Origin of the sequence: Halohasta salina (assembly GCF_024178165.1) — an archaeon.
GTDB lineage: Archaea > Halobacteriota > Halobacteria > Halobacteriales > Haloferacaceae > Halohasta > Halohasta salina.
Genome location: NZ_JAMZIE010000004.1, coordinates 143,883 through 165,284, shown reverse-complemented (window position 1 = coordinate 165,284; position 21,402 = coordinate 143,883). Strand labels below are relative to the sequence as shown.

16 protein-coding genes are annotated in these 21,402 nt (G+C 63.5%); 8 read left to right on the top strand and 8 right to left on the bottom strand.

Annotated elements, in window-relative coordinates:
• The first annotated feature begins 64 nt into the window (after positions 1–64).
• From NKJ34_RS10660 to NKJ34_RS10640, 5 genes are all read left to right on the top strand, one after another.
• Complete coding sequence (locus tag NKJ34_RS10660) at positions 65–1,111, top strand: saccharopine dehydrogenase family protein (protein WP_253738284.1); 1,047 nt, start codon at positions 65–67, stop codon at positions 1,109–1,111.
• 128 nt (positions 1,112–1,239) lie between these two features.
• Positions 1,240–2,622 carry a DUF389 domain-containing protein gene (locus NKJ34_RS10655; RefSeq protein WP_253738283.1) on the top strand — a complete coding sequence of 461 codons (1,383 nt, stop codon included), beginning with the start codon at positions 1,240–1,242 and terminating at the stop codon, positions 2,620–2,622.
• An 84-nt stretch (positions 2,623–2,706) separates the two neighbouring features.
• Positions 2,707–4,371, top strand: coding sequence for a CTP synthase (gene pyrG, locus NKJ34_RS10650; RefSeq protein ID WP_253738282.1), 1,665 nt, complete (start codon positions 2,707–2,709; stop codon positions 4,369–4,371).
• Positions 4,371–5,288 (top strand): glutamine-hydrolyzing GMP synthase, encoded by a 918-nt coding sequence (gene guaA, locus NKJ34_RS10645; protein ID WP_253738281.1) that lies wholly within the window; start codon positions 4,371–4,373, stop codon positions 5,286–5,288. Before pyrG ends, guaA begins: the two co-directional genes overlap by 1 nt.
• Positions 5,288–5,626: a DUF7126 family protein gene (locus NKJ34_RS10640; protein WP_253738280.1), complete on the top strand. Its 339-nt coding sequence runs from the start codon at positions 5,288–5,290 to the stop codon at positions 5,624–5,626. Before guaA ends, NKJ34_RS10640 begins: the two co-directional genes overlap by 1 nt.
• Positions 5,627–5,675: 49 nt before the next feature.
• On the opposite strand, the gene NKJ34_RS10635 is transcribed toward NKJ34_RS10640, so the two are convergent.
• From NKJ34_RS10635 to NKJ34_RS10605, 7 genes are all read right to left on the bottom strand, one after another.
• The gene (locus NKJ34_RS10635) at positions 5,676–7,946 is read right to left on the bottom strand and encodes an outer membrane protein assembly factor BamB family protein (protein ID WP_253738279.1); all 2,271 of its coding nucleotides are present in this window, start codon (positions 7,944–7,946) and stop codon (positions 5,676–5,678) included.
• Between the two features lie 89 nt (positions 7,947–8,035).
• Complete coding sequence (locus tag NKJ34_RS10630; protein ID WP_253738278.1) at positions 8,036–9,010, bottom strand: hypothetical protein; 975 nt, start codon at positions 9,008–9,010, stop codon at positions 8,036–8,038.
• A 14-nt stretch (positions 9,011–9,024) separates the two neighbouring features.
• Positions 9,025–10,671 (bottom strand): carboxypeptidase-like regulatory domain-containing protein, encoded by a 1,647-nt coding sequence (locus NKJ34_RS10625; RefSeq protein WP_253738277.1) that lies wholly within the window; start codon positions 10,669–10,671, stop codon positions 9,025–9,027.
• Positions 10,672–10,677: 6 nt separating this feature from the next.
• Entirely contained in the window at positions 10,678–12,117 is a 1,440-nt protein-coding gene (locus NKJ34_RS10620) for a ZIP family metal transporter (protein ID WP_253738276.1), read from the bottom strand.
• 1 nt (position 12,118) lies between these two features.
• A complete protein-coding gene (locus NKJ34_RS10615; protein WP_253738275.1) occupies positions 12,119–15,265 on the bottom strand; it encodes a tubulin-like doman-containing protein in 3,147 nt (1,048 codons plus the stop codon).
• A gap of 214 nt (positions 15,266–15,479) precedes the next feature.
• Positions 15,480–16,610 carry a sensor histidine kinase gene (locus NKJ34_RS10610; protein WP_253738274.1) on the bottom strand — a complete coding sequence of 377 codons (1,131 nt, stop codon included), beginning with the start codon at positions 16,608–16,610 and terminating at the stop codon, positions 15,480–15,482.
• A gap of 169 nt (positions 16,611–16,779) precedes the next feature.
• Positions 16,780–17,403, bottom strand: coding sequence for an METTL5 family protein (locus NKJ34_RS10605; protein WP_253738273.1), 624 nt, complete (start codon positions 17,401–17,403; stop codon positions 16,780–16,782).
• Positions 17,404–17,731: 328 nt separating this feature from the next.
• On the opposite strand from NKJ34_RS10605, the gene NKJ34_RS10600 reads away from it, so the two are divergent.
• The 3 genes from NKJ34_RS10600 to tgtA all read left to right on the top strand — a co-directional run bounded on the left by NKJ34_RS10600 (position 17,732) and on the right by tgtA (position 20,893).
• Positions 17,732–18,685 (top strand): transcription initiation factor IIB, encoded by a 954-nt coding sequence (locus tag NKJ34_RS10600; RefSeq protein ID WP_253738272.1) that lies wholly within the window; start codon positions 17,732–17,734, stop codon positions 18,683–18,685.
• 127 nt (positions 18,686–18,812) lie between these two features.
• Positions 18,813–19,358, top strand: a complete 546-nt coding sequence (locus tag NKJ34_RS10595; RefSeq protein ID WP_253738271.1) for an NUDIX hydrolase — start codon at positions 18,813–18,815, stop codon at positions 19,356–19,358.
• Positions 19,359–19,399: 41 nt separating this feature from the next.
• Positions 19,400–20,893 carry a tRNA guanosine(15) transglycosylase TgtA gene (gene tgtA / locus NKJ34_RS10590; RefSeq protein ID WP_253738270.1) on the top strand — a complete coding sequence of 498 codons (1,494 nt, stop codon included), beginning with the start codon at positions 19,400–19,402 and terminating at the stop codon, positions 20,891–20,893.
• Positions 20,894–20,900: 7 nt separating this feature from the next.
• Here tgtA and NKJ34_RS10585 read toward each other — a convergent pair whose 3' ends face one another.
• Entirely contained in the window at positions 20,901–21,350 is a 450-nt protein-coding gene (locus tag NKJ34_RS10585; protein ID WP_253738269.1) for a pyridoxamine 5'-phosphate oxidase family protein, read from the bottom strand.
• Positions 21,351–21,402 lie beyond the last annotated feature (52 nt).

Below are 21,402 nucleotides of genomic sequence, written 5' to 3'. Positions count from 1 at the left end.
TACTGCGATTCGGGGCCCCAGTAGTCGCCGCCTAATTTTCCTGTCGACGGGACAATCGATCCGTATGGACGCCCTCATGATCTACGGCGCGTACGGCTATACGGGCGAACTGATCTCCCGTACAGCCGCCGCCCGCGAGTTTGATCCCGTGTTGGCCGGGCGTGATCCCGACCGCCTCCACCCTCTCGGCACCGACCTCGACTGTCGAAGCCGTGCGTTCGGCCTGACTGACGACATCGAAGCCCACCTCTCGGGGGTCGACGCGGTACTCAACTGTGCGGGTCCGTTCGACGCGACCGCCGAGCCACTGGTCGAGGCCTGTCTGAACCGCGGTGTCGACTATCTCGACATCACGGGCGAACTCCCGGTCTTCGAACGACTGGCCCGCCGTGATGGCGAAGCCACTGCGGCTGGCATCACGCTCATGCCCGGCGTCGGCTACGATGTGGTACCGACCGACTCGCTTGCGGCCCACCTGCAGGCGCGGCTCCCGGAGGCGACGCATCTCGCGTTGGCGCTGTCGGCCTCCGGCTCGCTGTCGGGTGGGACGCTCAAGACGTTGCTCAACGGGGTCGGCTCCGGCAGCGCGATCCGCGAGGACGGCCACCTCCGGGCGATCCCTACGGCCTCCAAAACCCGGGTCGTCGACTTCGGGACGGGCACCGAAACGGTGATGACGATCCCGTGGGGCGATCTGTCGACGGCTTACCGGACGACCGGCATCCCCAATATCGCGGTCTACGTTGCGGTCCCGGACGCAGTTCGTCATACACTCATGCTCACCCGACCGTTCGGGGGCGTGCTGGCGACCGAACCGGTCCAGCGACTGTTGAAAGGGCTGGTCGACCGGTTCGTCGAGGGGCCGAGCTGGGCTGCCCGCGCCGAAAACGAGACTACCATCTGGGGGGAGGCGTGGAGCGAATCGAGCGGCGAAACGGTTCAATCGATCCTCCGGACGCCCGATACTTACGAGTTGACGGTCGCGGCCGCCCTCGCCTGTGCGGAGGGCGTCCTCGACGGCGAAGCCCCCGATGGGTTTGCGACGCCTGCCGGCGCGTTCGGTCCCGATCTCGTACTCGAACTGCCGGGTGTGAGCAGGCAAGATCGATAGCGTTCCCGGTGGATCGCGGTACCTGCGTGCGCTGTGTGGCCGCGGCGACACCGATCAGGATTAGTGCCGCAATCACGACTTGGCCACCCGGCCACGAGCCTTTTGAGGAGTGGCGTGGTGCTCACGGTGTGCGTCAGTTGCAGGTGCTCGTCGACGACGACACCCGCGAGGCGGTCGCTGGGCTCTTCGACGCGGAGGGCGTCGACTACGTCCGACAGGAGGCATGGATCGACGGTCGCCGGCAGTGGCTGTTTTCGGCTCCCGTTCCCAGCGACGCGATCGGCTACCTGCTGGGTCGGCTCGACGAGGCGGGCGTCGACAACGAACAGTACACCGTCATCGGGAGCCTCGAAAGCGCGATCACGCCCCACGACGAGGCGCTTCAAAACCGGTTCGCCAGCGATTTTGACCCGCTCACACAGCCGGAGCTTCGGTCGAAGGCCAAAGACATGAGCTCGGATCCGACTTCGTTTCTGTCGATGATCTTTCTGAGCGCGGTCATCGCCGTCGTAGGGCTCCTCATGGATTCGCCGGCGATCGTCGTCGGCTCGATGGTGATCGCGCCGATCGTCGGCCCAGTGTTGACCGCGACCGTCGGTGCTGTCACCGGCGATCGACGAATGTTGCTCGATAGCATCTGGCTTCAGGCGGGCGGCCTCGCCGTGGCAGTCGCCGGGGCTGCACTGTTCTCCGGCGTCGTTTATTTCACGGGGTTCATGCCGCAGCAGCTCGCTATCACCTCGATCGAACTGATCGGTGTCCGTCTCTCGCCGGGGCTGCTTTCGGTCACTGTCGGACTCGCTGCGGGAGCCGCGGGCGCGTTCGGACTCACGACGAAGGGGCCGACCTCACTGATCGGCGTCATGATCGCGGCCGCACTCATCCCGGCGGCCGCAACCACCGGGATCGCGGTCGTCTGGCGCGAATCGCGGCTCGCGGTCGGCTCGCTTCTGCTCTTGGTGGTGACGATGGTACTGATCAATCTCGGAGCGTTCCTCGTGTTGGTGGCGATGGGGTATCGCCCCGACGCATCCGGCTGGCTCCTCGGTTCGGCCTCACGACGCGAAACAGTCGCTGTCGTCTCGACTGCGGTCGCCATCGGCGTGGTCGTCGGCACCGTCGGCGTCGGGACCGCCCAGCAGATGGCGTTCGATCGACAGGTCGCCACCGAAGTCGACGGGCTCGCCCAGCAATCCGACTACCGATCGGTCGACCCGGTTGCCGTTCGAACCGAGTACAGCGACGACACGCTCCTCGGCCAGCCGGAAACCGTGACGGTCCATTTCGCCTACACCGGCAGTGGTGATCCGCCGGCCATCGCCGCGGAACTCGAAGCCCGAATCAGTACTGCGACCGGCGAGCCGGTGACGGTCCGGACCCGATTTACCGACTACAACCGGACGCGTTCGTTCACCGAGTCGACCACGACCGCCCGACTCGCCGAGCCGTTGCCGCAACGAGCACCGAACAGTCCAGTAGTCGACGCCTACGACCGCCCGCCCGCTCAGTAGCCGTCGACTACTCTCCCCGTGTGAACACGAGACAGCCAGCAACCCCATCGAAACGGTTTTGACGAAACCTTACACACAGTCAGTATGCCGACCGAACCCGACACGGGATACGACCCCACACTGGGGCGGAAGTTCATTTTTGTAACGGGAGGTGTGATGTCCGGTCTCGGAAAAGGAATTACTGCGGCGAGTACGGGCCGCCTGCTTGCCAACGCCGGTTTCGACGTGACCGCGGTCAAGGTCGACCCCTATCTCAACGTCGACGCCGGGACGATGAATCCCTACGAACACGGCGAGGTCTACGTCCTCAAGGACGGCGGCGAGGTCGACCTCGATCTGGGGAACTACGAACGGTTCCTCGGGATCGACATGACCTCCGATCACAACGTCACCACGGGCAAGACCTACCAGAGCGTGATCGAAGCCGAGCGCGCCGGCGACTATCTCGGCAAGACCGTTCAGATCATCCCCCACGTGACGGATGATATCAAACGGCGCATCCGCGAGGCCGCCGAAGGAACGGACGTCTGTATCGTCGAGATCGGTGGCACCGTCGGCGACATCGAGTCGATGCCGTTCCTCGAATCCCTCCGGCAGTTCGCCTCCGAGGAGGACGACGAGGACCTGCTCTTCATGCACGTCACTCTGGTCCCCGACTCGATGAACGGCGAGCAGAAGACCAAACCCACCCAACACAGCGTCAAGGAACTCCGGTCGATCGGCCTCCAGCCGGATATTCTGGTCGGTCGGAACGCAGAGCGCCTTGAAGAGGGAACCAAGACGAAGATCGCCCGCTTCTGTGACGTCTCGACCGAGGCTGTCTTCTCGAACCCCGATGTCGACGACATCTACAAGGTCCCGCTGATGGTCGAAGACGAGGGGTTAGACGAGTACGTGATGGAGCGACTCGGGATCGCCGACGGCGCACTCCCCAAAGCCGACCGCTCCCAGCGCTGGCGCGAACTGGTCACCCGCGAGCGGAGTGGCACCGTCGAGATCGCACTCGTCGGCAAATACGGCCTCGAAGACGCCTACATGTCGATCCACGAGGCACTGAAACACGCCGGGATCGAACAGGAAGTCGACGTCGACGTTCTCTGGGTCGACTCCGAAGCGATGCACGACGACCACCGCGACCGGCTCGAAGCCGCCGACGGGATCATCGTCCCCGGCGGCTTCGGCTCCCGTGGAACGGACGGCAAGATCGAGGCCGTCCGGTATGCCCGCGAGAACGACGTTCCCTTCCTCGGGCTCTGTCTCGGCTTCCAGATGGCCGTGATCGAGCAGGCCCGCAACGTCCTCGGACTGGAGGGCGCACACTCCGCCGAGATCGACGAGGAGACGCCCCATCCCGTCATCGACATCCTTCCAGAGCAGAAGGAGATCGACGACATGGGCGGGACGATGCGGCTCGGCGCACACGAAACCCAGATCGAAGCCGACACGCTGGCCGAAGCGATCTACGAGGCCGACTCGTGTACCGAGCGCCACCGCCACCGCTACGAGGTCAACCCCGAGTACATCGACCAACTCGAATCCGAAAACATGGTGTTCTCCGGAACGGCGGGTCGACGCATGGAGATCCTCGAACTGGAAGATCATCCCTTCTTCCTCGGCACGCAGTTCCATCCTGAGTTCCGGTCCCGCCCCGACCGCGCGAGCCCTCCGTTCGTCGGTTTCCTCGAAGCGATTCTCACGCGAGACGAATCCGACACCGAAACTCCCTCCGAAGACGAGGTGACGATCTAATGGTCAATCCTACCGAATTCATCGACGAGGCAGTCGAATCGATTTCCGAACAGATCGGCAACGACAACGCGATCATCGCGCTCTCCGGTGGCGTCGACTCTTCTGTCGCCGCCACCCTCGCGTACCGCGCAGTCGGCGACCAACTGACCCCGGTCTACGTCGACACCGGCCTGATGCGCAAGGGTGAGACCGACCAGATCCGCGAGACGTTCGCGTTCATGGACAGTCTCGAAATCGTCGACGCCCGCGACCGCTTCTTCGACGCGCTCGCCGGCGTCACCGACCCTGAGGAAAAGCGCAAGGTCATCGGCGAGCAGTTCATCCGCGAGTTCGAACGCGAAGCGAAGGAAACCGACGCCAAACAGCTGGTCCAGGGAACGATCTACCCCGACCGCATCGAGTCGGAGGGCAACATCAAATCCCACCACAACGTCGGCGGGCTGCCGGACGTGGTCGACTTCGAGGGAATCGTCGAACCCGTCCGGGATCTCTACAAGGACGAGGTCCGGGAGGTCGCCCGCGAACTCGAATTAGAGGAGATCATCTCCGAGCGCATGCCGTTCCCCGGCCCCGGCCTCGCGGTCCGCGTCATCGGCGAAGTCACTCCCGAGAAGGTCGACGTGGCCCGCGAGTCCTGCCACGTCGTCGAAGAGGAGTTAGAGGAGTACGAGCCGTGGCAGGCCTTCGCCGCCGTGATCGGCAAGGCCACCGGCGTCAAGGGTGACAACCGGGTGCACGGCTGGGTCGTCGCAGTGCGCTCCGTCGAGAGCCGCGACGGAATGACCGCCCGCGCCCAGGAGATCGACTGGCAGACCCTCCAGCGTATCCAGAGCCGGATCACCGGCGAAAACGAGACCGTCGCCCGCGTCGTCTACGACGTCACGCACAAACCCCCGGCGACCATCGAGTACGAGTAATGGCCCAGACCGCAATCGTCGCCGGCTCCGACCCCGAGGGGCTCGTCGACGCACTCGAAGCCGAGGGGCTCTCTGTCACTCGGATCACCGACACTGTGTCGGCCTCAACGCTCGACGACGCCGGGATCGACGACGCCGACCTGCTGGTACTGACCGACGTGGCCGAAGCCACGGGGATCTCGGTCGCCAAGGACCGCAACCCCGACGTGCGGGCGGTCGTCTACAGCCGCGAGTCGCTGCCGGAGTTCGCCAAGGGGCAGGCCGATCTGGCCGTCGACCCTGCGCTGTTGGCCGCCGACGTGGTGGCCGAGGAGTTGGCGGTCGACGACTCGGATTGACGGTCCGTTCGTGCGGCAGTCGCGTTCCGGCGTGTGATCAGCCGCTTTGCTATCGGCTCGCCTCGTAGCCCGCCACGGCCTGTTCGTACCGCGCTTCGACCGCCGTCCGATCGGTGACGGTGTGTGTCTCCTCGTTGTGCCACCAGTACAGCGCCGTCAGTTTGGCCGCCAGTTCGTCGTCGATCGTGCCCTCCTCGAGTAGTTCCGTGACGACAGTGACTTCCAGTCGACCCGTTTCGTCGTCGGACCCGGTCGCCTCTGTCGTGAGATCGTCGACAGTTTCGAGGCCAGCCTCGCTCAGTGCCTCGGCCGTCCCGTCCGACAGGCCGAGCAGTTCGGCGAGCCGCTCGGACGGCAGGCTGTTGTCGCTGCCGACCGGCACCTCGATCGCCTCGCTGAAGGGGTCGACGTCGCTGGCTTCCGCATCCTCGATCGCGGCGTCGAACTCCTCGCGGGCCTGTCGGTAGCGGATCTTCGAGAGGGTGTACTCTCCCTGTGCGTGTGCGACGATCGCGTTTTGGAGGCTCTCTTCGCCAAGCTGGAGCGATTCACGGATCGATTCCTGTGCTTCCAGTGCCGTCTCAGCGGCCGCCCGGTCCTCGCGAGCTTGGGCGACCGTCTCCTCGATCTCTTCGGTCGCCTCCTCGTCGGCAGTCTCCGCGGCGGTGGTGTACAGTTCGATCGCCGCTGTATACTGTTCGATGGCCCCTTCGAGATTGCCCGCGTTGCGTTCGTCGACCGCCTCGGCGAGCCGGTCGTCGGCATCCGCACGCAACGCCTCGGGATCGTCCGTGTCGGCCGACTCGACCGGCGTGTCGTCGGCCGCCGTCTCGGTCGACTGGTCGGTATCGCCCGGCTCCGGTTCGGGGTACTCATCCGTCTTCGATTCGGAGTCGACATCGGTCCCCGGTTCGGTGTAGTCGTTCGTCCCCGAGCCACGCATCCTCCAATAGGCCCCGCCGCCGATCACTAACGTTGCCAACAGGCCAATACTGCTGAGTGTGGCGATCTGGATGAGTTCCTCCCCGCTGTCACTACTGTCAGTCGACGGCGGCTCGTCGCCGGTCTCTGTCTCGACTGGTTCCGGATCTGTCTCGTCGTTCGACGTCGTCTCGGACTCCGATTCGGGTTCCATCTGGTTCGTCGCGCTGGTATCGATCTCGATACTCTGGTCGGCGTGGGCCCACTCGCCGTGATGTCCCAATGTGCCGGTCAGTACTCGTGACCCCTGACTCGACTGTGTGGTCCCCCCGTCGACCGCATAGAGGCTTTCCCGGCCGCCGCCGACGAAAAGCGTCCCCTTCCAGACGGTCGGTGCCGAGGTCGGATCCAGATCGGTACTCCAGTTTTCTTCGCCGGTTTTAGCGTCCAGACTGTAGAGGGAACTGTTCCCGATAAACAGTCGTCCGGAGACGAGCGTCGGGGCCGCTCGGATGTCATCTCCCACGTCTTTCGACCACCGCAGCCCACCCAGTTCTGCGTTCAACGCGTAGATCGTCCCCGTTCGGTCGCCGATAAACAGCGTCTCCCTGACGAACCCACCGTCGCCAACTGTCGGTGCCGATAGACCGCCGACCGTCTCGTAGTTCCACTCCTCTTTGCCCGAGTTGGCGTCGACTGCGTAGACGTTCCGGTCATCGCTGCCGAAATAGACGAGCCCGTTGGTTGCCGTCGGCGACGCCCGGATCGCTCCCTCGGTCTCGAAGCTCCACTGTTCGTCGCCCGACTCCGTCTCGACGGCGTACAGGCTCCCATCGGTACTCCCGACGAACACGGTACCGTCGTGGACGACCGGCGATCCCTCGACCGCGCCGTCGGTCTCGACGCTCCACTGTTCGGTGCCCGAACTCGCGTCGATCGCATACAGGTTGCCGTCGTCGCTGCCGACGAACACGGTTCCGCCGACGACAGTCGGCGAGGAGCCGACCGCACCGTCGGTCTCGAAGCTCCACTGTTCGTCGCCCGATTCCGTATCGACGGCGTACACCGCGTTGTCGTCACTGCCGACGAACAGCAGCCCGTCGACAACCGTCGGCGACGAGCGGACGGTTCCACGGGTACTGAACCGCCAGCGGAGGCCTGCCGACGCCGTATTCACGGCGTAGACGCTGCCATCGTCGCTGCCAACGTAAACGAAATTCCCGACTACGGTCGGTGACGATTGGACGGTCCCGCGGGTCTCGAACTCCCATAGCTCCTCGCCGGGCGCGGCCGCGACCGTCTCGCTCCCACCGGCGATCCCCGTGGCGACGGCCCCGACTCCGATGGCCGTGCGCACGGCCTGCCGACGAGTGACTGTCTTCCTCCGACTGCGATCCATATCAGCTCCTCGCACGTTTATTATAAATAATTTCGTATGCGATTTAAAAAGATTCTATATTTATTATTTATTTGTGTATTTATTCACCGTTAGCTGGCTTCGAATCCGATCGTCGACCGCTGGTGTCGGTCGGTTATCTCGGCCCGCTCGGTGAACGCATAGCTGTCTTCATCGTGACTCCACGAGAGTGCTGTCAGCTTCGTCGCGGTTTCGGGGTCGACCGTGCCCGCCGCTTCGAGCCGGTCGACCGCCTTCGGTCGTGTCGTCTCCGCGCCCGTTCGAGCATCAAGATCACCCACGGTCGTGATCCCATCGGCTTCGAGTGCCTGTACCGCCGCTGCGTCGAGTCCCGACACCGCACCGAGTCGTCTTGTTGTCAGCGTGGTTTCGATCTCGACCGGCACGTCGACCGGCGTCTCCAGCAGTGGCGTCTCGCTGTCGTCGAGCGCCTCAAGGGCGGTCTCGAACTGAGTGCGTGCCTGCCGGTAGCGGATCCGTGCGAGCGTCCGCTCGTCGTCGGCGTGGGCAGCGACCGCCCGCTGAAAACTCCTCTCGGCGGTCGACAGTGCCTCCCGAAACGACGACTGGGCTGCCTGCATCGACTGGAGCGCTGCCCGGTCGGTCTGGAGTTGCTCGATCGTCTCCTCGATCGACTCACGTGTGTCGCCGGTCGACTGGGCCGCTGCGGCGTGGTACAGCTCCAGCGCCTCGGCGTACCCTTCGATCGCGGTTTCGGTTCTGCCGTCGCGTCTCGCCCCGACGGCCGCGTCGACCGCCTCGTCGGCGTCGGCACGTAACTCCTCGGCCGTCGCGTCCGGTTTGTCGACCGCCGACTCGTCGTCTGCTGTCGAGTCCGCCGACTCGTACAGTCGGGTCCCACCAGCAATCACGATACTCGGGAGCCACACGAACAGCATGAACGCCATACCCAACTGCACGACTCGTAGGGTTTGTGTCGACAGCGAGACAAACCCGGATAGATGTAGCACCGTTAGTAACGTCAGCACCGACAGCAGGCCCATCGAATAGAGGGCGAACCGGTAGATCGTGGTCGACTTTGCCATGGTTGTTTTCGGCACTACCCGAGCTGGATGTCTTCAGTGGTATTTCCGGCGATTTCGACGGTCCCGGAGTAATCTTGATCTGAATTCGATTCGCTCACTGGAACTGATGCTTCCAATTTATATGTTCCGTTCTGGAGTACCGGCTCCGTTTGGTATTCACCTCGTTCACCGGAGGTAACCCGTATTCGTCCATCGTCTTCATCGGCTAGCAGTGATTCGTTTTCGATACGTATGTTTACTCCATCTTCTTCCAACCCACTCGCGTCGGTGACCGTTCCGCGCAAGCTGAACGTCTGTGCGGTGAACTCGCTGCCCGACTCGTCGGTCGAATTATCTCCTGAGGGGGCTTGCGAATCGGATTCAGCCTCCGATCCTTCTTCACCCCCGGTTTCATTTCCCGACGCGGTGTCACCGCCCGTTTCTGTCTCGTTGGTTCCCGAATCCGAACCTCCCACAAATGGTAGGAAGGAGAACATTCCGCCTGACTCATCGGACTCGCTTGGCGTCCCCAAGCTGACCTGTTGTTCGCCGGGTTCGACCCCCGTCTCTTCGTACTCGTCGCCGTCGACGGTCGCTGTCACGTCGTATGTCCCGTTCGGCGGTACGCCGGTAAACTCGTACTTGCCGGGGCTGCCGATAACTCCGAACAGGCGTCCACTCGTGGTCGTTTCGTCGGGACTCTCAAGTTGGTCGCCGGTGAGTTCGACAGTCACCCCCTCAGCCGGCTCTCCATCAGCATACACGGTTCCGCCGATCGTCGCGCCATCGCCGCCCGAACCCAACAGTCCGAACGTTGTCGCCCCGTAGAACCCGCCGAGCAACACGAGCAACACCACCGCGCCGATAAACATGTACTTCCCGACCTTCGGCGAGAGCAGCGTCCGTTTAATACGCTCGCCCTTTGAGGCGGGCGCCCCGCGTGAAGATGGCCCCGTCGACCCGGTCGACGAGAGACTAGGAACCTTCCGTTTAATCTCGTCGGCCGACAGTCCGTGGTCGCGTTTGAGCGTCTGGACCGACTGTTTGATGCTGTCGATCTCCTCGCTGATCAGTTGGTCGCGGAGCGACTGTTTGGCTTGTTCCCACCGACGTTCGGTCTCGCCGAGCGGTTCGATACCCGAGTACCGTCCGACGGTGACCGCCACATCGAACGTCGAAAGGCTGGTGGCCTCGGCGCTCGTGATCGCCACCGAGTGACTGTCTGCCAGCTCCGACAGTAACCCCACTGCGGCGTCCGGACCGCCGACGCCGACGTTCGTGAGTTGTCTGTTGGTGGCGAGATCCTGCAGAATCGTCAGGTCGTTTTTCGCTCCCGGCGTCGACGCTCGACCCGGGTCCTCCAGCCGCTGAAACACGGCCATCTCGTCGGCCGACTCGTCGAGGATGTAGCCCCACTCGTCGAGTCTGGTCCTGAGTGCGTCGGTAAACTCGCCGATCGAATCGTTCCCGTTTCGCGCAGTAAACTCGGCGTAATACTGCTCGGAGCGTGCCGTCTGGGTCGCTTTGGCCCTGAAGTAGCCGATTACACGCCGCTCCTGTGGCTCGATAGCGAACCGCACGCTGGCGAGGTTCAGGTCCTTGATTCGCTCGCTCCGTCCGGCCGTCTCAGCAATTGGTGAGTATTCGTTTCCTTCGGAATCGTATACTGTGAGTATTGACATACGTGGTTACCCCACTTTTTTGAGTAGTTCGTCGAAGCCGATCGTCATGACGTTCCCGTTGGGGTCCCGCATCGGCACCCGATCGCCAGCGTCGTCGACCTTCGTCTGGTAGTAGACGGGATGGATCTCGTTGCCGGCCGTGTTCTGGACGAGCGTTCGGACCGTTTGGTCGTTGGCGACGAGTTTCTTGTTGACGTACTCCTGAAACTCGTCGAAGTACTGGTGGGCTTCGAGCGCCCGTTCGTCACGGAATTGTTCGGCGAGGATGTCGCACTTCGTGGCGACCAGCAGTACGTCTGTTCCCGAGGCCTCGTCGAGGATATCGAAGTACGGTTCGATTCCGAGGGACTCGTTTCGATGGTAGCGTTCCATATCGATCACGAGTATCAGCGTTTCGGCGTCCCGAACGCGCTGTGCGAGCAATCGCAACGTCGAGTTGTCGATCTCGTCATCGGCGCTCATCAGCGCGTTCGGCAGCTCGTCGAGGTACTCGCCCGCGTAATCGAGACTTTCGATCTCGACGTTTTTCGGGAACACCCGGCCTTTCGTGAAGTTAAATCTGAGATCTTTGACGTCGGCTGACGCGGTCGACCGGATCTCCCAGCCGGCGTCTTGGCCGACCGCATCGAGGGAGCTCACGAGTTCCATGAGGTCACCGCTCGGGTTCATCGGCGTGTCGGCCTTGCGGTCGGTTGCATCGTCGAGGGCGGCCAGATACTTCCCCACCAGCAGCAGCGATTTCCCCGATGCCCGCGGGCCGAGAACAAAGAAGGTTTCGGAGGAATCGTACTGGACGAATTCGCGGAGAGTCAGCACGAACACGACTGACATGAGCCCGTTGACGAACATCCCACTCTGCGTGAACGACAGCGAGCCACCCACGTTCTGAACCGACACGCCAGCGTCACTGACGGCCAGCAACTGTGGGAACGTGACATGGTATTCGATCATCCCGACGACGATGATGCCCGTCAGTACGAAATACAGTCTGGATGCCGCCCGACGGAACTCGAGTGCGTCGGCGGTTCTGACTTCGAGCAGCTGCTGCCCCCCGCCGAGAATCGTCCCCGCAACGATCCCGCCGACGATCAGGACGATGTTCGCGCCGAAGTCGATGTTCGGAATGAACAGGCCGACCGACAGGAGACCGACCAGTGCGGCTGCGGTTCCGAACCCGAGCAACACGCCCTGTATGCGTTTCTTCGGGTCGGCGATCATCAGCGCCAGCAGCCCGAGATACAGTCCGAACATCCCGGCTGCAAACTGTTCGAGGCTCACTCCGACGAGCGGATCCAGCGAGAGGATCAGCGGTTTGGCGAGCTCGGCTCGCCGCCAGGCTTCGCCGAGTGTCGAAAACAGCATCCCGCCGACGCCTATCACGACGAGGAAGTAGACGCCGAGTTTGACCTTCTCGCCGTTTTCTTCGAGGAACTCTCCGATCCCCATACTACTCGGCTCCCTCCGTGTCGGTATCGGTGAATTCGACGGTCTCTTGATATTCGTCGAGGAGTTCGTCCCTGATCGTCATCTCGTCGCGGAGATAGAACTCGACATCGTTCGGATTCTCCATATTCAGGATGTCCTTCCGACGGACGTACCGACCCTGATCGAGCCCGTAGGTGTGGTGGACGAGGATCTCCGTCTCGTCGGACTGCTCGCGGGCCTTGTAGCCGGCGTGGTAGCCGTCGGCCTCGACTTCCGCACGCAGGTTGTCGAGGAACACGCCGTCGATGAAAATGCCGAGCCCGACATCCCAGTTGTTGCCGGCCTCAACCGGGAACGACGCGAAGTTTTCGCTTCCCGGTCCGAGGTTGTAGGCTCCCTGAAACACGCCTTTCAGATCCGCGACATCGCCGATCTGGCTCATCGCGCGGCTCATCACGCCGACGACGATCTGCATGTCGTTGTAGCGCGCCCGATCGTTGCTGATCCGGCGTTTGCGGATCCCCGTATATTTGGGGTTCTGTGCGTTCTTGGCGAGCTCCTCCAGTGCGCCGCGGAGCCGCTGCCGTTCGACCTCGTCGTTGAACAGCTTGCTCTCGCTGATATCCGAATCCGCGCGGAGCTGGAGGATGTTGTTCGGCTGCATCGTCTTCACGTAGCTGTACTCCTCGTTTTCGGTCGACATCGCCGTCGAATCCCGATCCTTCCGGTAGGCCTCTCGGGACTCGCGGTAGGCTTCCTTCGCGTCGTCGAACGCTTCCCGGAGCGCGTTTGCCTCCTCGAAGAGATCGACCGTCCGGTCGAATCGGTCGACTTTCTGTTCGGTCCCTTTGAGATCCGCCTCCAGTTCGTCACGCCGCTGTTCGATGTCGTCGGTTTCGAGCACCTCGTCCTCGATCAGATCCTCGATGTCGCGGGTGATCTCTTCGAGGCTGTTTGTGCTGTCCAGCCGCCGCTCGATGTCGTCGACGACCGCTGCCGGCGGATCTTCGAGTTCGTTCCGTGTCTCGTTGAGGATCGTTCGCCGCCGCTGTTCGGCCTCCTTGTCGAGCGTTCGGCCGAGCGTCTGGGTGTCGAACTCGACGGTAACCGACAGCGAGTCTCCCGCCCGGGAGATCGAAAAGACGCCCGTATCGCCCAGTTGGGTCCGCTTCATCCGGTAGTTCTGTTTGGCCTTTTCGCGGTCCTCCTCGGCGGAGGTCTCCCACGGGGTGAGCCGCTCGATCGTGCCGCCCTCCTCGTTCATCGTGAGGAACGATTCCTTGGCGTCCTTGAGGTTCGCCAGCGACGAGTTGATGTCCCGCTCGATGTCGCTGACGCTGATCCCGATCCGGTCGAACTCCGCGGTGAGCTCTCCGAGTGCCTCCCGGACCTGTGCCTCGTTTACCGCTTCGAGTTGCTGTTGGGTCTCTGCGTTCTCGACCTCCCGGGCGAACGTTTCGAGGGCCACCTCCAGATCGCCGCTGATCCCGTCGACCGGGATCGACTGACACTCGGTGTACTCCTCGTAGGCGGTCCGCACCGACCGCTCCCAGTCGTCGACGCGCCGATCGATCTCGTCTTGTTGCTCCCGCCGCCGCTCTTCGAGCTCCGCCGAAACCTCTTCGAGCTCCGATTCGAGGTGCTGTTTCCGCTCTTCGGCCTCGTCGAGCCGCGCCTCGATCTGGTTGAGGCGGACCCCCGCGCTGACACCCTCGTCCTCTAATCCGAGCAGGTAGCTGACGGTGCTCTCGATGTGGGTGTTGTCGATGCCGCGCAGCCGGACGAGCAGGGTGTGCCGGTGGGTGAGCCGCCTGAGTTCGTCTTGGATGACGTTGGCGAGCTGTTTGTCCGTGCTGTCGACGAACTGTTCGGCGTCGTCGCCGATCTGTGCGGTGCCCGCACGGATCGAGCCGCCGATCACTTCGATCTGCTCGACGATCTCCTCGGATTCGGCTTTGGCCTGCGAAATGATATCCCGGTAGATCGAGACTGACTCGTAGTCGAGTTCGGAGAACAGATCGAAGTTCAGCAGCGATTCGATCTCGTTGAGGCGGTTCTCGATGTCGCTCAGATCCGAGTCGTGGAGTTCGCCTTCGGGACCGTCGGGACTCCAGGCCTTCGTGAGGAACCGGTCGACTTCGGTGTAGATCTTCTCCTCGGCTTCGAGGGCGTCCTGTTCGGCGGTGAGCAGTTCCCTGATGACGGATTTGGCCTCCTGTATCGCGTCGACGTTGTACCGGACGACCTGCGGCACGCCGATGATGAACGGCGCGAACGACGGCGTATCGGCGAAGGGGTCCTCCATATCCATCATGTTGTAGTAGGAGGCGATGAGGTAGATCGCCGCCCGGTCGAACTCGATCAACGCGTCGGAACTCTGGAGGATGTTGGCTTTCTTGCCGCCGAAGCCGGTCGGATCGATCGGGATCAGCACCCGGTCTTTGAACAGATCCTCGCCGTTGAGGCTCAGATGCTCAAGCTCCGAGAGTGTCGCGTGCGCGTTTGCGTTCTCGGCCTCGCCCTCGTCGTCGTTCGGGAGCACCCCGAACAGCGTTATTTCGGCGGTCCGCTGGGTCTGTTTGAGGTCCTTCACCAGATCGATGAACACGCCCGAACCGGTCCCTCCACCGAGGCCGGCGATGACCGCGACTTTGCCACGTCGGGGAAGGTCGATCGAGGTCCGGACGTCGTCGTCCTCGGCGTAGGCCTTGTAGTACAGCCCCTTTCCCAGCCCGCGTTTGCGGACGACACCCGTAGCGAAGTTCAGGTTCTCGTTGATGAACTCCGGCTTGAGCCACCAGTTTTCCTCCTCCATCCCGACGCCGGAGGCGATCCGGGGGACCGTCGACTCGCCGATCAGGTCGTTCTGATCGTGGAGCTGGATGTTCTTTGTCAGCGGAAGATAGGTGATGTCGATCTCGCCAGGCCGGCCGGAGTGTTCCTCTCGCAGCCGGTTTTTCGTCTCCTGTATCTCGGCTTCGATCTCCGAGATCCGTTCCAGATCACGGTTCTCCTCCTCTTCGGCCGTATCGATGATCGTCACCGTCAGTGTCCGCGGGTTCGGCCGGGGGCGCAGCACTGCCTCCTGTACCCACGTTGCTCGCAGCAACTCGTAGGTAATCGCCTTCCCAGCCCCACCGACTGCGAAGATCCTGTCCGGCAAATTCATATTGACGTCTTCGTGATTTTCGTGATATCAAATAAATGTTCGGAGACAAACATTGAAAGATGGGGTTCGCGAGTCTGATTTTTGTATCTTCTATTGGGATATATTCTCACAGGGGGCCGTACTGGCATCTCTATGTGTACGATATAAAACAAGTTCACATCCGTCTGCCAAGCAGTTGGCGTCGACCACTTGCCTGTCGACCGCCGGATGTCGATCAGCCGGCCACCGGGAGCTCGACGACGAAGACGGCTCCGCTGGCCTCGGCCGGCGAGCCGGCCTGGTCCGCCTGGTCTTCGATCCAGACCTCGCCGCCGTAGCCGTCGACGAGCGTCTCGACCAGATACAACCCGATGCCGGTGCCGGTGCTGTCGAGGCCTTTCTGTCCCTTGCCGAACAGCTGTTGTTTCCGTCGGTCGGGGATCCCGGGACCGTCGTCGGCGACCCGGATCGTGACCGTCTCCTCGTCGTCGGTCACCGAAACGGTGACTGTCGGCTCCCCGTCCCGGTTGTGCTGGATCGCGTTGGAAAGCAGGTTCCGGATCACCGAGCCCAACAGCGCGTTGGCTTGCACCTCGCGTTCGGGCACCAGTCCCTCGGTTCGGACCGTCGCCGCGGGGTTGAGCTCGCTGACCTCCGCGATTTGGGTGTCGAGCACTTCCCGGACGGCGATCGGCGTGGTCTCGGCCTGCCGGCTGAGCATCACTTCGGCCAGATCGCGGGCGCTCTCGGTGAGTTCGATCGCGTTGGCGGCGCTGTCGGCGATCCGCTCGCGGTGGGCCTCCCCCGCCGCGTCGACGTGGGATTCGAGCATGTCGGCGTAGGCGCTCACCAGCTGGAGGTCGTTGCGGATGTCGTGGCGGACGACCTGATTGAGCACTTCGAGGTCGTCCCGCTGGGCTTCGAGCCGGCGCTGGGAGGTCTTGAGTTCGGTGATGTCGGTGTAGTGCTCGATCCGACCGCCGGCGAGTGCCCCCGACCGGATCGGTTTGCTCCGGTGGAGCAGCCAGCGTTCGGCCCGCTCCTCGCCGGGTAGCACGTGGCATTCGAACTCCTCGACGTACGTGTTGTCCGTGTAGGTGTCGAGAACCGTCTCGGCGAACCGCTCGGGACGCTCGAAGATCGACCGGATCGTCGACTCGATCAACTCCCGTTTGTCCCGGCCGACTACTGCCTCCCGATCGAGCCCGAAGTAGGTCGCCGCCGTCTCGTTGATCCACCGAACGGTGAACGTGGAATCGAGCACAAACATTCCCATGTCGGCCGTCTCCAGCGCTGCCGGGAGTGCGGCCGGTGGGCTGGTGAGGGCTGCTCGATCCCGCTCGGCTGTCGCGTCCTGTCCGCTCATCGTGTTTTCATCCTAATACAAACTACAAAAACACTATCGGTACTCGTGAAACGGTTGCCAATCCACGAACTAGTTGGGAGAATATCCGTACGTTTGGGCGGTTCGGATACCCATTTCGGAACTCGATCCTTCGGCGATCGGCTCGACGAGTCGACCGGAGTTCGGCGGGTTACTGCCACTCGATCCGGTAGACCTCGGTGTCGACGTCGCGGCGGTCGTCGGTGTGGTGGTCGAACTGCCGGGGCATCTCGAAGCCAGCGGCGAAGGCGTGTGTCACCTCGCCGCCGTTGTCGGCGGCGAAGGCATCGATGAACGCCTCGCTACCGGCGTTGTGGACCGAGTAAGAGACGTCGGCGATCTCGGCGGCCGTCCGCAGGAACCTCTTGTCGGCGCCGGACTGCCCGTTCTGGGCGCCAAACGGGGGGTTCATCACGACCGTCGACGGTTCGGTCAGCGAGAGCGGTGGCCGGGTGGCGTCGGCTTGGATCCAGTGAACGGGTGTGGTGGTTCCCACCCGGCGGCGGTTCTCGACGGCCGTTCGGAGCGGTTCGCCGTCGATCTCGACGCCGACCACCCGCTGGGGGCCCCGGAGGGCCGCCCCGAGAGCGAACATCCCCGTTCCGGCCCCGAGGTCGACGATCGTCCGCCCCTCGATGTCTCCCTGCAGGTCGGCCAGATGGATCACGTGGGCCGCCAGCCCCGGCGGGGTTGGGTACTGTTCGAGCGATGCCCGTGGGTTCTCGAACCCCGCGACCACCGCCAGTTGGCCTTCGAGTTCACGCTTGCTCGGCATCTCACCACCCCCCGACCGGCCACCGCTGGCCGGTCGTGCGTCCGGCGTTCATACCCCTCCTACCGGCCCCCGAGTCAAAAGTGTTGCAGCCACTCCGCCGGGGGTTTCCCCACGTATACTACCGCGGTATCAGTGCCGACGGACCTGTCGGCCGTTCGACTCCATACTGGTCGCCGACGCCGGTCGACTGCTACCAATCAAGTGCCGAAATCGGCGTTAGAAGGTGCTCTAAGCACGGTTTTTTGCCGAACATCAAAAGTTAACATTGAGTAACAAGTCTGTTTTGTTTCAAAAACTTTTAAATGAAGGCCGAACCACAAACCTTATAATGGAACGTCCGAGCAGGCAGCGCCAACAGGAGCGAGAATCGGAACAGCAGTCGGACGAGACCCTAGAGTGTCCCGAGTGCGGTTCGGACGAGATCGTCACCGACGCCGATCAGGGTGAGTTGGTGTGTGACGACTGTGGGCTGGTGCTCGACGAGCGACAGATCGACCGCGGTCCGGAGTGGCGGGCGTTCAACCACTCCGAACGCCAGAACAAGTCCCGTGTCGGCGCACCGATCACCGAGACGATGCACGACCGGGGGCTGACGACGACTATCGACTGGAAGGACAAAGACGCCTATGGTCGGTCGCTGTCATCCGAAAAGCGGAGCCAAATGCATCGCCTTCGGAAGTGGCAGGAGCGCATCCGCACGAAGGACGCCGGCGAGCGCAACCTCCAGTTCGCACTCAGCGAGATCGACCGGATGGCCTCGGCGCTGGGCGTCCCCCGGTCGGTCCGGGAGGTCGCCTCAGTCATTTATCGGCGGGCGCTCAACGAGGACCTGATCCGGGGGCGCTCGATCGAGGGCGTCGCTACGGCGGCGCTGTATGCGGCCTGTCGACAGGAAGGCATCCCGCGGAGCCTCGACGAGGTCGCGGAGGTATCGCGGGTTCCACAGAAGGAGATCGGCCGGACGTATCGGTACATCTCTCAGGAACTCGGCCTCGAACTTCGGCCGGTCGACCCCAAACAGTTCGTGCCGCGGTTCGCCTCGTCGCTCGGCCTCAGCGAGGAGGTACAGGCCAAAGCCACCGAGATCATCGACGTCTCGGCCGAACAGGGACTGCTCTCCGGGAAGTCGCCGACCGGCTTCGCCGCGGCGGCGATCTACGCGGCCTCGCTGCTCTGCAACGAGAAGAAGACCCAACGCGAGGTCGCCGACGTCGCACAGGTGACCGAGGTGACGATCCGCAACCGCTATCAGGAGCAGATCGAGGCAATGGGGTTTAGATAACGGCGCGTTCTCCGTTCTCCGTTCGCTGTTTTCGCGGTCGTGAGCCGTGTGTCGCCCCCGAACCGACCGGTCGACGCACGCGATCACGGACCGGTGATATTTAGCCGTCGCCACTGGAGATGTCGGTATGACTGACGACCCCCTTGCGTGGGAGACGATGGCATCGGAGATCGACTACAGCTGTCCGGGCTTCGATGTTCGCCGCGATGCGGTCCGACTCCCCGACGGCACCGTCACCGACTACCACCACGTCGACGAGTCGCCGGCGGTGGTTATTCTCCCCCTCACACCGGACGGCGACGTGGTCGTCATCGAGGAGTGGCGACAGGCCGTCGGCGGAGTTAACCGCGGCCTACCGGCGGGTTCGGTCGAGGAAAGCGAGGATCTTTTCGATGCCGCCCGACGGGAACTCCACGAGGAGACCGGCTACGAGGCCGGGAGTCTCGAACACCTGCTGTCGACCGAACCCTCCAACGGGATCGCCAACTCCGTCCACCACCACTTCGCCGCCCACGACTGCACCCCTACTGCCGAGCAGAACCTCGACGACAACGAATCTATTCGGGTCGACGTTGCCGACTACGACGACTACCTCGCCAGTGTGGTCGACGACGAGTTGGACGACGGTCGGGCGGCTCTGGCGGTGAGCTACTACGAACTCACCCAGCGGTAGCCGAACGCAATCCTTACCGCGCCACTCCGGGAAGACGGCGTATGCGCGACCACTTCGAGATCCGGGACGCCGACGGCGCCGGCCGGATCGGCCGGCTGGAGGTTCCACGGGCGGGCCGTACCGTCGAAACTCCGGCGTTGCTCCCGGTGATCAACCCCAACACCCTGACGATCGAACCCTCGCGGCTCGAATCCGAGTTCGACGTCGAGGCCCTGATCACGAACTCCTACATCATCCGCCGAACCGAGGGGCTTCGCGAGCGGGCTCTCGACGAGGGGCTCCACGACATGTTGGGGTTCGATGGGGCGATCATGACCGATTCGGGATCGTTCCAGCTCGCCGAGTACGGCGAGATCGACGTGACGACCGACGAGATCCTCCGGTTCCAACACGAGATCGGCTCCGACATCGGCACGCCGGTCGACATCCCGACGCCGCCCGACGTGAGCCGCGAGCAGGCCGAGTCCGATCTGGCGGTCACCGAGCAGGCGCTGGCCGACGCCGAGGCAATCGACGTCGGCGAGATGCTCGTCTCCGCCCCGGTCCAGGGTGCGACCTACCCCGACCTGCGCGAGCAGGCGGGTCGACACGCCGCCGGCACCGATCTCGACGTGTTCCCCATCGGTGCCGTGGTGCCGATGATGAACAACTACCGGTATGCCGACCTCGTCGAGGCGGTCGCGGCAGCCAAACGCGGCCTGTCGACGGACTGTCCGGTCCATCTGTTCGGCGCGGGCCACCCGATGATGCTCGCGCTCGCCGTCGCGCTCGGCTGTGATCTGTTCGATTCGGCCGCGTACGCACTGTATGCCCGCGACGACCGCTATCTCACCGTCTCGGGGACCCGACATCTCGACGACCTCGATTATTTCCCCTGCTCGTGTCCGATCTGTGCGGCCCACACGCCCGCCGAGATCCGCGAGGAGGCCGACGAGCCCCGCGAGCGGCTGCTCGCCGAACACAACCTGCATGTCACCTTCGAGGAACTCCGCCGGATCAAGCAGGCGATCCGGAGCGGCACCCTCCTCGAGTTGGTCGACCGTCGGGCCCGCGGCCATCCCGCGATGTACGACGGCTATCGGGCCCTCTTGGATCACGCCGCCCAACTCGAACGCGAGGACCCGATCTCGAAGGGCACTTTCTTCTATACCTCGCCGGAGAGCGCGCGCCGCCCCGAAGTCCTGCGGCATCACGAGCGGCTCGACCGGCTGTCGACGCCCGAGTCACTGCTCCTCACCGAGGCTGGCGCGCCCGACGGCGACGAGTACGACGCCGCATGGCGGGTGTTGCCGCCGTTCGGGCCGTTCCCGCGGGAACTCGCCGACAGCTACCCCTTTACCGCGGCGGTCCCCGAGCAGCCGGATCGTGCCGGACAGCTCGCCGCAGCCGATGGCGTCCGCGCGCTCGTCGAGGCGAACCCCGACACCGAGTTCACCCTCGCTATCGACGAGTGGCACGCCGACGCCAGAAAGCGAGTCCCGGATCGGGTGACCGTCGAATCGCTGCGTGCCATCCAGCAGCGCGGTCCGGAGTAGCCACCGCCTACTTTCGGACGCCGGTCATCCGCTCGCTGAAATCCCATGTGTAAATGCGGGCGGGATCGATTCGGATCCGGACCTCCTCGCGGTCCGGCGAGAGCAACTGCTCGGCCAGCGGCGAGTCGGTGCCGCCGAGATAGCGCTCCAGTAGCTCCCGTAACAGATCCTTGTCGGTGTCGGCGTCGACGCTCGCGGTGCCGTTCCCGCGAACGCCCTTGTACGGTGGCTCGTTGGTCGAGATCTCGAAGGCTACCCGGTTGTCGCCCGCGAGGTAGTCGACGACATCAGCGCTGGCGCTGGTGGCACACCACAGCGCGCCGTCCCGATACAGGTACCACAGCGAGAGCATCCACAGCGTATCGGCTCGGGTATGACAGGCGAGCCGGACGGGGATCGTTCGGCCTTCGAGAAACGCTTCGGTTCGCTCGCGGTCCCACGCGCCAGTCGGTTCCATACGCTGGTCTCGCGCGGTAGCTCGAAAAACCTCGGGGTCGACGAAAAGCAAG

Bases quoted from the DNA above. Each gene is read 5' to 3' on its own strand.
- NKJ34_RS10660 (WP_253738284.1), top strand. From the start codon at position 65: ATGGACGCCCTCATGATCTACGGCGCGTACGGCTATACGGGCGAACTG.
- pyrG (WP_253738282.1), top strand. From the start codon at position 2,707: ATGCCGACCGAACCCGACACGGGATACGACCCCACACTGGGGCGGAAG.
- guaA (WP_253738281.1), top strand. From the start codon at position 4,371: ATGGTCAATCCTACCGAATTCATCGACGAGGCAGTCGAATCGATTTCC.
- NKJ34_RS10640 (WP_253738280.1), top strand. From the start codon at position 5,288: ATGGCCCAGACCGCAATCGTCGCCGGCTCCGACCCCGAGGGGCTCGTC.
- NKJ34_RS10635 (WP_253738279.1), bottom strand. From the start codon at position 7,946: ATGGATCGCAGTCGGAGGAAGACAGTCACTCGTCGGCAGGCCGTGCGC.
- NKJ34_RS10630 (WP_253738278.1), bottom strand. From the start codon at position 9,010: ATGGCAAAGTCGACCACGATCTACCGGTTCGCCCTCTATTCGATGGGC.
- NKJ34_RS10625 (WP_253738277.1), bottom strand. From the start codon at position 10,671: ATGTCAATACTCACAGTATACGATTCCGAAGGAAACGAATACTCACCA.
- NKJ34_RS10620 (WP_253738276.1), bottom strand. From the start codon at position 12,117: ATGGGGATCGGAGAGTTCCTCGAAGAAAACGGCGAGAAGGTCAAACTC.
- NKJ34_RS10615 (WP_253738275.1), bottom strand. From the start codon at position 15,265: ATGAATTTGCCGGACAGGATCTTCGCAGTCGGTGGGGCTGGGAAGGCG.
- NKJ34_RS10610 (WP_253738274.1), bottom strand. From the start codon at position 16,610: ATGAGCGGACAGGACGCGACAGCCGAGCGGGATCGAGCAGCCCTCACC.
- NKJ34_RS10605 (WP_253738273.1), bottom strand. From the start codon at position 17,403: ATGCCGAGCAAGCGTGAACTCGAAGGCCAACTGGCGGTGGTCGCGGGG.
- NKJ34_RS10600 (WP_253738272.1), top strand. From the start codon at position 17,732: ATGGAACGTCCGAGCAGGCAGCGCCAACAGGAGCGAGAATCGGAACAG.
- NKJ34_RS10595 (WP_253738271.1), top strand. From the start codon at position 18,813: ATGACTGACGACCCCCTTGCGTGGGAGACGATGGCATCGGAGATCGAC.
- tgtA (WP_253738270.1), top strand. From the start codon at position 19,400: ATGCGCGACCACTTCGAGATCCGGGACGCCGACGGCGCCGGCCGGATC.
- NKJ34_RS10585 (WP_253738269.1), bottom strand. From the start codon at position 21,350: ATGGAACCGACTGGCGCGTGGGACCGCGAGCGAACCGAAGCGTTTCTC.